The sequence below is a fragment of the Tardiphaga sp. vice154 genome, assembly GCF_007018645.1.
Lineage (GTDB): Bacteria > Pseudomonadota > Alphaproteobacteria > Rhizobiales > Xanthobacteraceae > Tardiphaga.
Genome location: NZ_CP041399.1, coordinates 4,859,952 through 4,873,459, shown reverse-complemented (window position 1 = coordinate 4,873,459; position 13,508 = coordinate 4,859,952). Strand labels below are relative to the sequence as shown.

11 protein-coding genes are annotated in these 13,508 nt (G+C 64.4%); 4 read left to right on the top strand and 7 right to left on the bottom strand.

Annotated features, from left to right (window positions below; genetic code table 11):
* Positions 1–7 precede the first annotated feature (7 nt).
* The gene (locus FIU28_RS22935; protein ID WP_143575419.1) at positions 8–376 is read right to left on the bottom strand and encodes a DUF1236 domain-containing protein; all 369 of its coding nucleotides are present in this window, start codon (positions 374–376) and stop codon (positions 8–10) included.
* Positions 377–614: 238 nt separating this feature from the next.
* Between FIU28_RS22935 and FIU28_RS22930 the strand changes: the two genes are divergently transcribed.
* Both FIU28_RS22930 and ppdK read left to right on the top strand, forming a co-directional pair.
* Positions 615–773 carry a DUF3096 domain-containing protein gene (locus FIU28_RS22930; protein ID WP_143575418.1) on the top strand — a complete coding sequence of 53 codons (159 nt, stop codon included), beginning with the start codon at positions 615–617 and terminating at the stop codon, positions 771–773.
* Positions 774–868: 95 nt separating this feature from the next.
* Complete coding sequence (gene ppdK, locus FIU28_RS22925) at positions 869–3,886, top strand: pyruvate, phosphate dikinase (RefSeq protein ID WP_143575417.1); 3,018 nt, start codon at positions 869–871, stop codon at positions 3,884–3,886.
* Between the two features lie 229 nt (positions 3,887–4,115).
* On the opposite strand, the gene FIU28_RS22920 is transcribed toward ppdK, so the two are convergent.
* The 4 genes from FIU28_RS22920 to FIU28_RS22905 all read right to left on the bottom strand — a co-directional run bounded on the left by FIU28_RS22920 (position 4,116) and on the right by FIU28_RS22905 (position 9,236).
* Positions 4,116–5,339 carry a bifunctional alpha/beta hydrolase/OsmC family protein gene (locus FIU28_RS22920; RefSeq protein ID WP_143576352.1) on the bottom strand — a complete coding sequence of 408 codons (1,224 nt, stop codon included), beginning with the start codon at positions 5,337–5,339 and terminating at the stop codon, positions 4,116–4,118.
* 96 nt (positions 5,340–5,435) lie between these two features.
* Complete coding sequence (locus tag FIU28_RS22915) at positions 5,436–6,098, bottom strand: sulfite oxidase-like oxidoreductase (protein WP_143575416.1); 663 nt, start codon at positions 6,096–6,098, stop codon at positions 5,436–5,438.
* 30 nt (positions 6,099–6,128) lie between these two features.
* The gene (locus tag FIU28_RS22910; protein ID WP_143576351.1) at positions 6,129–7,364 is read right to left on the bottom strand and encodes an MFS transporter; all 1,236 of its coding nucleotides are present in this window, start codon (positions 7,362–7,364) and stop codon (positions 6,129–6,131) included.
* 444 nt (positions 7,365–7,808) lie between these two features.
* On the bottom strand, positions 7,809–9,236 hold the full coding sequence (locus tag FIU28_RS22905) for an amidase (RefSeq protein ID WP_143575415.1): 1,428 nt from the start codon (positions 9,234–9,236) through the stop codon (positions 7,809–7,811).
* Between the two features lie 113 nt (positions 9,237–9,349).
* Here FIU28_RS22905 and FIU28_RS22900 point away from each other — a divergent pair, with 113 nt between their 5' ends.
* Positions 9,350–10,195 carry an alpha/beta hydrolase gene (locus FIU28_RS22900; RefSeq protein WP_143575414.1) on the top strand — a complete coding sequence of 282 codons (846 nt, stop codon included), beginning with the start codon at positions 9,350–9,352 and terminating at the stop codon, positions 10,193–10,195.
* Positions 10,196–10,319: 124 nt separating this feature from the next.
* Here FIU28_RS22900 and FIU28_RS22895 read toward each other — a convergent pair whose 3' ends face one another.
* Positions 10,320–11,096, bottom strand: a complete 777-nt coding sequence (locus FIU28_RS22895) for an SDR family oxidoreductase (RefSeq protein WP_143575413.1) — start codon at positions 11,094–11,096, stop codon at positions 10,320–10,322.
* A gap of 205 nt (positions 11,097–11,301) precedes the next feature.
* Here FIU28_RS22895 and FIU28_RS22890 point away from each other — a divergent pair, with 205 nt between their 5' ends.
* Positions 11,302–12,378, top strand: coding sequence for a tartrate dehydrogenase (locus tag FIU28_RS22890; RefSeq protein ID WP_143575412.1), 1,077 nt, complete (start codon positions 11,302–11,304; stop codon positions 12,376–12,378).
* A 219-nt stretch (positions 12,379–12,597) separates the two neighbouring features.
* Here FIU28_RS22890 and FIU28_RS22885 read toward each other — a convergent pair whose 3' ends face one another.
* The gene (locus FIU28_RS22885; RefSeq protein ID WP_143575411.1) at positions 12,598–13,506 is read right to left on the bottom strand and encodes an NAD(P)-dependent oxidoreductase; all 909 of its coding nucleotides are present in this window, start codon (positions 13,504–13,506) and stop codon (positions 12,598–12,600) included.
* Between the last annotated feature and the right edge of the window lie 2 nt (positions 13,507–13,508).

Sequence of the window (13,508 nt, the reverse complement as noted above, 5' to 3'; positions counted from 1 at the left end):
TGATCGACTAGTCGATCACCTGGACAATGCGTCGCGTACGCGGCTCGACCAGCACCGTCTTTTCGTTCACCACGGTGTAGCGATACGGCGTCTGCGCCACGCTCTGCGGCACGTCGTAATAGGTCACGCCAGCGTCTGGCAACGTCGTGCCGACGACGACGCGCTCCGGCACGGTGTAGGTCGGCACGCGCTCGCGCACGACGTATTCCCGGAACGCCGGGCGCTCGGATACCGTAATGCCGTCGGGGTCGTTGTCGCCGACGATCACGGCCTGGCCGCTGCGGGCGACGCCCATGGTGGTCTCTTGCGCCTGAGCCGCCAGCGGCGCGCTGAGAGCGCCTGCCAATGCGACGATCGCGATGATCCTGTTTCGCATCAAGTTCTCCTTCGGGATGAACCCGGCCTGCGCCGGGCTGCTCGCCGCCCAGCCTCCTTCCCCAATCCCGCGTCGCCCAGAACGTTCCGGAATGCAGCGGCACGGAATGCCGGTATTTGATGCAATGCGCGCGAAGATCGGGAACTCCTGCGTCCGGCAGGCGTCTGTATCGGCAACCCCTTGTGCGGGTTAGATTTCCGCAGCGATTCGACCCACCCCTCAGCTCCTGGAGTTTCCCATGGTCCTCACGGCCGCCCATATCCAGCCGATCGTCGCCCTCATCGCCGGCGTCCTGATTCTCGTGATGCCTCGTCTGCTCAACCTGATCGTCGCCATCTACCTGATCTTCATCGGCCTGGCCGGCCTCGGCGTGTTGAAGATGTTGAACATTTCGTAGCGCGCTTGATCTGGTTGCCTTGCGCCAACCCGCCAAAACGTGGTGTAAGGCGGCAGCTTTTCCCCACGTTTCCTCTCGCGGATCGATTGTAGATCATGGCTAAAACCGCATCGAAGACCACGAAGGCCGCCGCCAACTCCAAGGCGGCTGCCAAAACCAAAAAGGTCGCGAAGGCCGCAGCGGCTCCCGCCCGCAAGGCGTTGAAGAAGCCGCCGGCGAAGGCCGTGGCGAAAAAAGCCGGGAAATCCGCGAAGAAGCCTGTCGCGAAAGCGAAGCCGGCCGCCAAGGTCGCCCCGAAGGTCGTCGCCAGGAAGCTGGCGCCGAAGAAGCCGCCGGTCGTGGCGAAGCCCACCGCCAGCAAGAAGCCGGTTATTGCCAAGGGCAAGACCGTTGCCGCCAAGCCCGCGGCCAAGCCGATCGCCGACAAGATCCAGGCCGGCAAGTGGGTGTATTCGTTCGGCGGCGGCAAGGCCGAGGGCAAGGCCGGTCTGCGCGACCTGCTCGGCGGCAAGGGCGCCAACCTCGCCGAGATGGCCAATCTCGGCCTGCCGGTGCCCCCCGGCTTCACCATCCCGACCTCGGTCTGCGTGTATTACTACGCCAACGACAAGACCTACCCGAAAGACCTCAAGGCGCAGGTCGAGAAGGCGCTGGCCGCCGTCGGCAAGATCACCGGCAAGGGCTTCGGCGATCCGAAGAACCCGCTGCTGGTGTCGGTGCGTTCCGGCGCCCGCGCCTCGATGCCGGGCATGATGGACACCGTTCTCAACCTCGGCCTCAACGACACCACCGTGGAAGCGCTGGCCGAACTGTCCGGCGACAAGCGCTTCGCCTATGACAGCTACCGCCGCTTCATCACGATGTATTCCGACGTCGTGATGGGCTTCGAGCACCATCATTTCGAGGACATCCTCGACACCTACAAGGACAGCAAGGGCTACAACCTCGACACCGATCTCGACGGTGACGACTGGGTGGCGCTGGTCGGCAAGTACAAGGAAGCCGTTGCGCACGAAACCGGAAAGGAATTCCCGCAGGATCCGCACGAGCAGCTGTGGGGCGCGGTCGGCGCGGTGTTCTCCTCCTGGATGAACGCGCGCGCGATCACCTATCGCCGCCTGCACGACATTCCGGGATCCTGGGGCACCGCGGTGTCCGTTCAGGCCATGGTGTTCGGCAACATGGGCGACACCTCGGCCACCGGCGTAGCGTTTACGCGCAATCCCTCGACCGGCGAGAGCCGGCTGTACGGCGAATTCCTGATCAATGCGCAGGGCGAGGACGTCGTCGCCGGCATCCGCACCCCGCAGGACATCACCGAAGCCGCGCGCCTCGAATCCGGCTCCGACAAGGCGTCGATGGAAGCCGCGATGCCGGAAGCCTTCAAAGAGCTGACGCGGATCTACACGCAGCTCGAGAAGCACTATCGCGACATGCAGGACATGGAGTTCACGGTCGAGCAGGGCCGGCTCTGGATGCTGCAGACCCGCAACGGCAAGCGCACCGCCAAGGCCTCGATCCGCATCGCGGTCGAACTCGCCAATGAAGGCGTGATCTCGCAGAACGACGCGGTGTCGCGCATCGATCCCGCCTCGCTCGACCAACTGCTGCACCCGACCATCGATCCCGCCGCGCCGCGCGACATCATCGCGACCGGCCTGCCGGCGTCGCCGGGCGCCGCTTCGGGCGAAATCGTGTTCTCGTCGGAAGAAGCCGCACGGCTGCAGGCCGACGGACATCAGGTGATTCTGGTGCGCGTCGAAACCTCGCCGGAAGACATTCACGGCATGCACGCAGCGGAAGGCATCCTCACCACCCGCGGCGGCATGACCTCGCACGCGGCCGTCGTGGCGCGCGGCATGGGCAAGCCCTGCGTCTCCGGCTGCGGCACCATCCGGGTCGATTACAGCCGCGGCACCATGTCGATCGGCGACCGCTCCTTCAAGGCGGGCGACATCATCACCATCGATGGCTCGATCGGCCATGTGATGGCCGGCCGCATGGCGATGATCGAGCCGGAACTGTCCGGCGAGTTCAACACGCTGATGGGCTGGGCCGACAAGGTTCGCAAGCTCAAGGTCCGCGTCAACGGCGATACCCCGAACGATGCGCGCACCGCGCTGAAATTCGGCGCCGAAGGCATCGGCCTGTGCCGCACCGAACACATGTTCTTCGAGGAGACCCGGATCCGCACCGTGCGCGAGATGATCCTGGCGGACGACGAGGAGAGCCGCCGCGCGGCGCTGGCCAAGCTGCTGCCGATGCAGCGCGAGGACTTCGTCGAGCTGTTCGAGATCATGAAGGGCCTGCCGGTTACCATCCGGCTGCTCGATCCGCCGCTGCACGAATTCCTGCCGCACACCCAGGCCGAGGTCGAAGAAGTCGCCAAGGCGATGAATACCGACGCGAAGAAGCTGGCCGACCGCGCCCGCGATCTCGCCGAGTTCAACCCGATGCTGGGCTTCCGCGGCTGCCGTCTGGCGATTGCCTATCCAGAAATTGCCGAGATGCAGGCGCGCGCTTTGTTCGAAGCCGCGATTGAAGCCGGCAAGAGCACCGGCGAACTGGTGGTGCTCGAAGTTATGGTGCCGCTGATCGCGACCAAGGCGGAGTTCGACCTCGTCAAGGCCCGCATCGACGCCACCGCGCAGGCGGTGCTGAAGGAGACCGGCGGCAAGCTGAACTACACCGTCGGCACCATGATCGAACTGCCGCGCGCCTGCCTGATGGCCGGCGAGATCGCCGAGACCGCCGAGTTCTTCTCGTTCGGTACCAACGATCTCACGCAGACCACCTTCGGCATCAGCCGCGACGATGCGGGTAGCTTCTTGGGCACCTACATCGCCAAGGGCATCCTGCCGATCGACCCGTTCATCTCGATCGACCGCAGCGGCGTCGGCGAACTGGTGAAGATCGGTGTCGAGCGCGGTCGCAAGACCCGGGCGAATATCAAGGTCGGCATCTGCGGCGAACATGGCGGCGATCCGGCGTCGGTAGCGTTCTGCCACCAGGCGGGCCTCGACTACGTGTCCTGCTCGCCGTATCGCGTGCCGATCGCACGTCTGGCGGCCGCACAGGCGGCGCTCGGCAAGGAGATTTCCAGCCAGGCGTGAGCCAGACTGGGATTTCTTTAGTGAATTGAAGACGAAATGGCCGGGGATCTTCCCGGCCATTTTAGTGTGATGAGAGCGCTGTCATCGCGATGCCCACCGGCCTCTCCTCGTCATTGCGAGGAGCCCTTGCGACGAAGCAATCCAGCTCTTGCAGATTTCGTGGCCTTCTGGATTGCTGCGTCGCTTCGCTCCTCGCAATGACGTGCAGGGTGCGGCGCACCCTGCAAAACTACTCCCCCGCCGTCGTGACGATTCGAACTTCAGATGTCAGTGTCCGGTGCACCGGGCACTTGTCGGCGATCTCCATCAATTTCTGGCGCTGCTCCGCATCCAGCGCGCCGCTGATGGCGATCACGCGCTCGATCTGGTCGAGCATGCCATCCTTCGTCTCGCACTCCGCGCAATCCTTCGCGTAGATCTTGCCGTGCCGCAGCGTCACCGTGACGCGATCCATCGGCAGCGCCTTGCGGTCGGCGTAGAGCCGCATCGTCATCGCGGTACAGGCGCCGAGCGCGGCGAGCAGCAGGTCGTAGGGACTGGGACCGCTGTCCGCCCCGCCCGCCGAAAGAGGCTCGTCGGCGAACAGCCGGTGCGGGCCGATCGTCACCTGCTGGTGGAATTTGCTGGCGCGGGTTTCCTGCACCACCACTTTGCGCGGGTCTTGCTCGATCACGACCGGCGCCGCTGTCACGACCGCATCGAGATAGCGCGCCGCCCAGGCGACGATCAGGTCGGCGACGTACACTGCATCGTGCTGTTTCGTCAGCATATGGTCCATGCCGTCGAGCGACACGAAGCTCTTGGGATGTTTCGCAGCCAGGAAGATCCGCGTCGCGTTGTCGATGCCGACGGTGTCGTCGGTCGGCGATTGCAGGATCAACAGCGGCTTGCGCAGCCGGGCGATATGGGTCGCCAGATTGTGATCGGCGACGTCGTCGAGGAATTCGCGCTTGATACGGAACGGCCGGCCGGCGAGTTGCACCTCGACCTCGCCCTTTGTGCGTATGTCGTCGAGACGGTCGGCGAACAGGTGCGTAACGTGAGAAGGATCCGACGGCGCCGCGATGGTCACCACCGCTCTGGCCTCGGGGATCTGCGCGGCGGCGGCGAGGATTGCGGAACCACCGAGGCTGTGGCCGATCAGCAGCGCCGGCGCCTTGCTATGGCCCCGCAAATGATCGGCGGCCAGCACGAGGTCGGCGACGTTGGAGGAGAAGGTGGAATTGGCGAAATCGCCTTCGCTGGAGCCCAGGCCCGTGAAGTCGAACCGCAGCACGGCAATGCCGCGCGCGGTCAGCGCGGTCGCGATCCGTTTGGCGCCGAGCGAATCCTTGCTGCAGGTGAAGCAATGCGCGAACAAGGCCGTGGCGCGGATGGGACCATCCGGCAGATCGAGTGCTGCGGCCAGCAGATGGCCGTCAGTGCCGGGAAACTGGAAGCGTTCGGTGGGCACGGCGGGCTCCTTGATCTGTTTGGTGCCACCCACTCTACCGTCATCCTGAGGTGCCGTCGCCCTTGCGACGGCCTCGAAGGATGACAGCTCGGGAGATCAATCGTCCGAATACCTCTGCTCCAGCCACGGGTCGCCGCGGTTATGGTAGCCGCGGACTTCCCAGTAGCCGGGCCTATCCTCCGTGACGAACTCGATGCTTTGCAGCCACTTGGCGCTCTTCCAGAAATACAGATGCGGCACGATCAGCCGCACCGGCCCGCCGTGGTCGCGCTCGATCGGCGCGCCCTGCCAGGCATGGGCCAGCAGCGCGTCCTCGGCCGCGAAATCTTCCAGCGCGAGATTTGTCGTGTAGCCGTCATGCGAATGCAGCACGACGAAGCGCGCCTCGTTACGCGGCTTGCACGCCGCCAGCAATTCGCGCGTCGAAAGGCCGTCCCAGGCATTTTCGTAGCGCGACCAGGTGGTGACGCAGTGGATGTCGGAGATGAATTGCTGCTGCGGCTGCGCGGTGAACTCCGCGAAATCCCAGAACAGCGGCTGCTCGACCGCGCCGTAGACGTCGAGCCGCCAGCGTTCTTTCGAAATGTTCGGCGTGACACCGAGGTCCAGCACCGGCCAGTCCTTCGTCAGGTGCTGGCCGGGCGGGAGCCGCTGGTCTTCCGGGCGCGCGATCTTGCCGGTGAGGAATTTCCCCTCGCGCGCCCAGCGTTGCTTGCTGGTGGTCAGCTTTGAGTCCGGCGGGAGATTATCGTCGGTCATCGCTGTGCTCCGTCGTTTCCGACGCCGCCGTCAGTCGTGACGGTGCATCGCCGAGTTGTGCTTGGTGTCGCGCATGGTGGCGTAAATGATCAGAGAGAGGAAGATCATGCCGCTGAGATAATAATAGAACCATTCCTCGTGGCCCAGGCTCTTGAAATACAAGGCGATCGCCGGCGCGGTTCCGCCGAAAATCGAGACCGTCAGCGCATAGGGCAGGCCGACACCCAGCGCGCGGATGTTGGTCGGGAACAATTCGGCCTTCACCACCGCGTTGATCGAGGTATAGCCGGCGACGAACACCCAGGCGCAGCAGATCAGCAGGAACGCCACGAAGGGCGACTTGGTGTCCTTCAGCAGCGTCAGGATCGGGATCGTCGAAAGCGTTCCGGCAACGCCGAAGAAGATCAGCAGCGGCTTGCGGCCGATCTTGTCGGACAGCGCGCCATAGAGCGGCTGCAAAAGGCAGGCGAAGATCAGCGTGCCGAAGATCACCGTAGTGGTCTGGTCGGTGGTCAGGCCGACCGAGAGCTTGACGAAGGTCTGCATGTAGGTGGTGAACGTATAGAACGCCGCGGTTCCGCCGGCGGTGAGGCCGACCACCAAGAGTAGTTCGCGCGGGTACTTCAGCAGGCCGCGGATCGAACCCATCGGCTTCTTCAACCGCTTGGCTTCGAGGAATTGCGGGGTCTCGTGCATGTCGCGGCGCATCACGGCGGCGAACACGGCGAGGAGGGCACCGATCACGAACGGAATCCGCCAGCCCCAGTCCTTCAGCTCCTGCTCGGTGAGAAACACCTTCTGCAGCAGCATCAGAACGATGATCGCGGTCAACTGGCCGCCGATCAGCGTGACGTACTGGAAGCTCGAATAGAAACCGCGATGCTTGGGATCAGCGACTTCGGAGAGGTAGGTGGCGCTGGCGCCGTATTCGCCGCCGAGGCTGAGGCCCTCGATCATGCGGGCGAAGGCTAGGATCACCGGGGCGGCAAAGCCGATCGTCGCATAGGTCGGCGTGCAGGCGATGATCAGCGAGCCGAAGCACATGCACAGTACTGACAGGGTCAGCGACAGCCGCCGGCCATATGTGTCGGCGAGGTAGCCGAACAGCCAGCCGCCGAGCGGACGCATCAGGAAGGTCGCGGCGAACAGGACGGCGGCGTTGAGCTGCTGCACCACGGGGTCACTGTTGGGGAAGAAGGCCGGTGCGAAGTACAGCGCGAAAGCGGTGTAGGCGTAGAAATCATACCATTCGACCAGGTTGCCCATCGAGCCGATGAAGATCGCCTTGATGCGCTTGCTGGCGTCGTCGAAATGGAGTTTGCCGTCCGGGTTCGGCGCCGCAATCTGTTCTGCCACGTGTCAGTCCTATTCCGTGAAATGAAATGCTGCGTTGCCACGATCCTGCCCAAAAGCCAATGCTCGTGGCTGCAATGCAGCATCCAAATGATGGAGGCTGAGGTGCCGAGGTGTGGGTTTGCTGCAACGCAATGTCGCGAAGGTCGGACTGCGGGCGCGTCCTATGCGACGAAAGTCTAAAGCGACCCCGTTGCCGGGGGACAGCAACACGCCCTCAGCCGTCGTTGCGAGGAGCAAAGCGACGAAGCAATCCAGTCTTCCCTTGTAGCTTTCTGGATTGCTTCGCTTGCGCTCGCAATGATGGCGGCATCGGCAGAGGTTTCGTCGAAACGAGCAGCGCTCTTGCCGCGGGCCTTACTTCGCGGGGCGCGGATCGATCGGCGTGGTGCCGCGCAGGCCGAGGATGTCTTCCAGCACGCGCGCGCCGGCCAATAGCTGCGCCTCGGCGCGCGGCCGGGCGACGATCTGCAATCCGACCGGCAGGCCCTTGGAGGTAAAGCCGCACGGCAGCGACAGCGCCGGGCAGCATACCAGCGTGATCGCCGACACCAGCGTCAGCCACTCGATGTAGTTGTCAAACTTGTGGCCGGCGCATTCGGCGACGTAGCGATCCTCGATCGGGCAGGGCGGCACGATGGTCGAGGGGATCATCAGGAGGTCGTAGGTCTTGAAGAACTCCAGCGTGCGATTCATCATCGCCAGGCGCTGCGCCTCGGCGCGTTGCACGTCGTCGAAGCTGAGCTTGATTCCTTCCTCGATGTTCCAGATCACTTCCGGCTTCAACAGCTCGCGCTTGTCGCGCAACAGGTCGACCTTGGTCAACGCGAAGTCGTGGGCGCGCAGCACATGGAAGCAGTCATGGGTTTCGCGCAGGTCGGGCGAGGCTTCCTCGACGAGGGCGCCGGCCTCGATGAAACGCATCGCCGCCTTGCGGGTGATTTCGATCACTTCGGGATCGACCGGGCTGATGCCACCGAGGTCCGGCGAATAGGCAACGCGGACTGGGGCCTTGCCGGAGCGCGCGGCCGACAGGAACGACGTCGGCAACAGCGGCAGCGACAAGGGGTCGGCGACATGCTCGCCGCTCATCGCGTCGAGCAGAAGCGCGAGATCCTCGACATTGCGCGCCATCGGACCCTGGACGCCGAGCGTGCGGTCCACCGCCGCCGAGGGCGTGTTGGCGACGCGGCCGATGCTCGGGCGAAGGCCGACCACGCCGCAGAACGAGGCCGGGCTGCGCAACGAGCCGCCCATGTCGGAGCCCTGCGCCAGCCAGGCGGTGCCGGAGGCCAGCGCCGCGGCCGCGCCGCCGGAGGAGCCGGCGGAGGATTTCGACAGGTCCCACGGGTTCAAGGTCGGGCCGAACACGTCGTTGAAGGTGTTGGCGCCGGCGCCGAATTCCGGCGTGTTTGATTTGGCGTAGATCACCGCGCCGTTCTCTTCGAGGCGCTCGACCAGGATGTTGGACTCGGCGGGCACGACGTCCTTGTAGATCAACGAACCCTGCGTCGTTCGCACGCCGGCAACTGCGGTGAGGTCCTTGATCGGCACCGGCATGCCGGCGAGCAGGCCGCGGCTTCCGACCGGCTGCTTCATCAATTCCCTGGCGGAGGCGCGGGCACGATCGAAGCACAGGGTCGGCAGCGCGTTGACCTGGCCGTCGACTTCCGCGATGCGGGCTTCCAGCACGTCGAGCAATTCCAGCGGCGAGACCTCGCCGGCATTGAGCTTGTCGACAATGGTGCAGGCCGTGGCCTTGATGAGTGTTTGATCAGTCGCCACGCACGTCTCCAGTTCGTTGCCGCATTGTTGTCGATCCCGACGAAATAGCCGTGTAGACCATTTTGCGGACTTGTGGAATCGCGGGCTGTCGCCCGCATAGCGGGGATGCAACCATGGGTAAGCCTTTCGGCGAAACAGACTGGCGCGCGATGAGCCGTGAGCAGCTCGATGCCGGGCTCAACAACGGCCTGGCCGTTTCCAACAGTTCCGAGATCTCCGCCGGTTGGGTGAAGCGCTCCGAGACGATGAAAGCGAAATACCCCGCGCATCTCGACCTCTCCTACGGTCCCGCCGAGCGCAACAAATTCGATTTCATGAAGGCCGCCGAGGGCGGGCCGACCCTGCTGCTGATCCACGGCGGCTACTGGCAGATGCGCTCCAAGGACTTCTTCACCTGCTTTGCGGCCGGCCCGATGGCGCATGGCATCAACGTCGCGGTGGTCGGTTACACGCTGGCGCCTGAGGCCTCGCTCGACCAGATCGTCGCCGAACTGCACGCCAGCGTCGATGCGCTGGTCGAGCAATTGCCGGCGCTGGGCGGCGACCCCCAGCGCATCGTGGTCTCCGGCTGGTCGGCCGGCGGTCATCTCACCGCCACCACGCTCAATCATCCGGCAATCAAGGGCGGCGTCGCGATCTCCGGGATCTACGACCTGGAGCCGATCCGGCATTCCTATCTCAACGAGAAGCTGCAGCTCGACGAGGCGATGGCGCAGCGCCAATCGCCGCTGATGCAGGACGGCGGCCCCGCGGCGCCGCTGTCGATCGTGGTCGGCGGCGGCGAGTTGCCGATTCTTCGCCAGCAGAGCGCGGATCTCGCCGCGTTCCGCGCGCAGCACGGCCTGCCGGTCAGCTACGAGGAAATTCCCGGCGCCAACCATTTCACCGTGATGGAGCAACTGGAATCGCCGACTGGCCGCATCACCACGCTGATCAAGCAGATGGTGGAGCGGATCTAGCGCTCCGTCGTCATTGCGAGGAGCGAAGCGACGAAGCAATCCAGAGAGCCACGAGATCGGGAAGAACTGGATTGCTTCGTCGCAAGTGCTCCTCGCAATGACGGGCTGCAAGTACCTCGCAGCCCTACACCCACCCCGCGCTCAGCCCGCCGTCCACCGTGTAGATCACGCCGGACGTATATCCCGCGCGGTCCGACGCGAGGAACGTCATCAGGTCGGCGATCTCGGCAGGATGCGCGGCCCGGCCGAGCGGCAGGCCGGACTGCAATTCGCGAAACCGGTTGTCGTCGCCGAACTGCGCCTTGGCGCGGGTCTTCATCAGCGTAATGTGGCGCTCGGTCTCGACCGGGCCCGGATTGATGCCGACGACGCGAATATTGTCCTTCAGGCTCTTGCCGCCGAGAGCGCGGGTGAAGGCCATCAGCGCGGCGTTGCCGGCGCTGCCGCAGATATAGTTGGCGTCGAATTTCTCACCGGCGGCGCCGATGTCGTTGATGATGACGCCGTGCCCCTGCGCCTTCATCCTTGCATAGACCAGCCGCGTCAAATTGATGAAGCCGAATACCTTCAGGTCCCAGGCGTGGCGCCAGGTCGGTTCGTCGATTTTCTCGAGCGAACCGCCGGGGATGTCGCCGGCATTGTTGACCAGGATGTCGATTTCGTCGGCGGCCTCTGCCAGCGCTGCGAGCTGGTTGGGCTGGCGCAAGTCGACCGGATGGATGGTGACGTCGATCTGGTGCCTGGCGCGCAGCCGGTCGCCCAACGCCTCCAGCAGCGCGACGTTGCGCGCGGCCAGATGCAGATGCGCGCCCTCGGCGGCAAAAGCCTCGGCCGCGGCGGCGCCGATGCCTTTTGACGCACCGGTGATCAGAACGCGCTTGCCGTGCAGATGAAGGTCCATTCGATTTTCCTGTAGCCCGGATGGAGCGAAGCGGAATCCGGGGCTGTCGTCGATGTTTGATCCCGGATTCCGCTTCGCTCCATCCGGGCTACGATCCGAGTTAGGCCGGTGCGGCAAAAGCGGTCAACATTGCACTGCAGCGTTGATCGCGGGGCCGGTTTGGTCCACAGCTCGCTTCAGTTTTTCTGACGCGAAGGAACCTGAAGTGAGCACCCAGAAAGAATACCGCATCGCTGTCATCCCCGGTGACGGCATCGGCAAGGAAGTGATGCCCGAGGGCCTGCGCGTGCTGGAAGCCGCCGCCAAGGCGCACCGCATCAAGCTGCATTTCGATCATTACGACTTCTCATCTTACGATTATTACGCCAAGCACGGCCAGATGATGCCGGACGACTGGAAGGACCAGATCGGCACCCATGACGCGATCTATTTCGGCGCCGTCGGCCTGCCGGCCAAGATTCCGGATCACATCTCGCTGTGGGGCTCGCTGATCAAGTTCCGTCGCGAGTTCGACCAATACGTCAATCTGCGCCCGGTGCGCCTGATGCCGGGCGTGCCGAGCCCGCTGGTCGGTCGCAATCCCGGCGACATCGATTTCTGGGTCGTGCGTGAGAACACCGAAGGCGAATATTCGTCGGTCGGCGGTCGCATGTTCCCCGGCACCGACCGCGAATTCGTCACCCAGCAGACGGTGATGACGCGCATAGGCGTCGATCGCATCCTGAAATATGCCTTCGACCTCGCGCAGTCGCGGCCGAAGAAACATCTCACCTCGGCGACCAAGTCCAACGGCATCTCGATCACCATGCCGTATTGGGACGAGCGCGTGGAGGAGATGGCCAAGGCCTATCCGGACGTGCGCTGGGACAAGTTCCACATCGATATTCTCACCGCACATTTCGTGCTGAATCCCGACAAGTTCGACGTCGTGGTCGGCTCCAACCTGTTCGGCGATATTTTGTCGGATCTGGGTCCCGCCTGCACCGGCACGATCGGCATCGCGCCGTCCGGCAACATTAATCCGGCCGGCGATTTTCCGTCGGTGTTCGAACCCGTGCACGGCTCGGCGCCGGATATCGCCGGGATGGGCATCGCCAATCCGATCGGCATGATCTGGTCCGGCGCGATGATGCTGGAGCATCTCGGCGAGAAGGCCGCGTCGGATTCGATCGTCAAAGCGATCGAGCGTACCCTCGGCGAACGCACGCTGCGCACGCGGGATCTCGGCGGCCAGGCCGACACGGGCGCGTGCGGCAAGGCTGTTGCGGAAATGGTGGAGTAGGCCGTCAGGTCGCTCCCGCGTCCTATTAAGTAGCGCAGGCGAAGTGCTCCCTCCCCCCTTGCGGGGGAGGGTCGGGGAGGGGGGAGCCACAAACTCTGTCGCCCGTGGCACCCCCACCCCGGCCTCCACTCCCGATGATGCTATCGCATCATCGCTCATTCGGCCGACCCTCCCCGAAAGGGGGAGGGGGACCATTGGCATCGTCGCGCAACTATAGAATTACCCCGCAATCCGTCGGCAATGCGCCCACGCCGCGGCGATCAGATTGTCGCTGGCTTCCGGCGTGCGGAAGGCGGAATGCGCCGACAGCGTCACGTTCGGCAGCGTCGTCAGCACATGGCCCGCCGGCAGCGGTTCGATGTCGAACACGTCGAGGCCGGCATGGCGCAGATGGCCGGATCTGAGCGCATCGACCATCGCGGCTTCGTCCACCACCGCGCCCCGCGCGGTGTTAACCAGGATCGCGCCCGGTCTCATCTGCGCGATGCGTTCGCGGGACAGGAAGCCGCGGGTGTCATCGTTGAGCAGCAGATGGATCGAGAGCACGTGGCTCTGTCCAAGCAGCGTGTCGAGGTCGACGAAGGTGACCCCGGGATGGGTCTTTGGCGTCCTGTTCCAGGCCAGTACCTTCATGCCCGATCCATGCGCGATGCGGGCGGCCTCTGCGGCAATGCCGCCGAAGCCGAGCAGGCCGATGGTCTTGCCGGTCAGCTCCATGCCCTCGTCGCGCAGCCAGTTGCCGGCGCGCATCTCGCGGTCCATTTCGGCGAGGCCCCGCGCACCCGCCCACATCAGCGCGATGGCGCATTCGGCCACCGCGGTGTCGCCATAGCCGCGGATCAGGTGCACCTCGATGCCGAGCCCGGCGAGCTCCTCGATATGCATGTAGCTGCGCGCGCCGGTACCGAGAAACACGACGTGCTTGAGTTTAGGGCACTGCTTTGCAATCTCGGTCGGCAGATAGGTGTGGTCGACGATGGCGATCTCGGCGCCGTCGAGCACTTGCGGCAGCTCCGCCGGCGTGATGTCGGCATCGCGATGGATCTTCACCGCGATGTCGCCGCTCTCTTTCAGGCGTTCCATGATGAGCGCCAGCTCTTCGCTGGCATCGACGAATACGGCGCGCATGA

What these genes read in the sequence shown, in the direction of transcription:
- FIU28_RS22935 (WP_143575419.1), bottom strand. Translation starts at nt 376, where the DNA reads ATGCGAAACAGGATCATCGCGATCGTCGCATTGGCAGGCGCTCTCAGC.
- FIU28_RS22930 (WP_143575418.1), top strand. Translation starts at nt 615, where the DNA reads ATGGTCCTCACGGCCGCCCATATCCAGCCGATCGTCGCCCTCATCGCC.
- ppdK (WP_143575417.1), top strand. Translation starts at nt 869, where the DNA reads ATGGCTAAAACCGCATCGAAGACCACGAAGGCCGCCGCCAACTCCAAG.
- FIU28_RS22915 (WP_143575416.1), bottom strand. Translation starts at nt 6,098, where the DNA reads ATGACCGACGATAATCTCCCGCCGGACTCAAAGCTGACCACCAGCAAG.
- FIU28_RS22910 (WP_143576351.1), bottom strand. Translation starts at nt 7,364, where the DNA reads ATGGGCAACCTGGTCGAATGGTATGATTTCTACGCCTACACCGCTTTC.
- FIU28_RS22900 (WP_143575414.1), top strand. Translation starts at nt 9,350, where the DNA reads ATGGGTAAGCCTTTCGGCGAAACAGACTGGCGCGCGATGAGCCGTGAG.
- FIU28_RS22895 (WP_143575413.1), bottom strand. Translation starts at nt 11,096, where the DNA reads ATGGACCTTCATCTGCACGGCAAGCGCGTTCTGATCACCGGTGCGTCA.
- FIU28_RS22885 (WP_143575411.1), bottom strand. Translation starts at nt 13,506, where the DNA reads ATGCGCGCCGTATTCGTCGATGCCAGCGAAGAGCTGGCGCTCATCATG.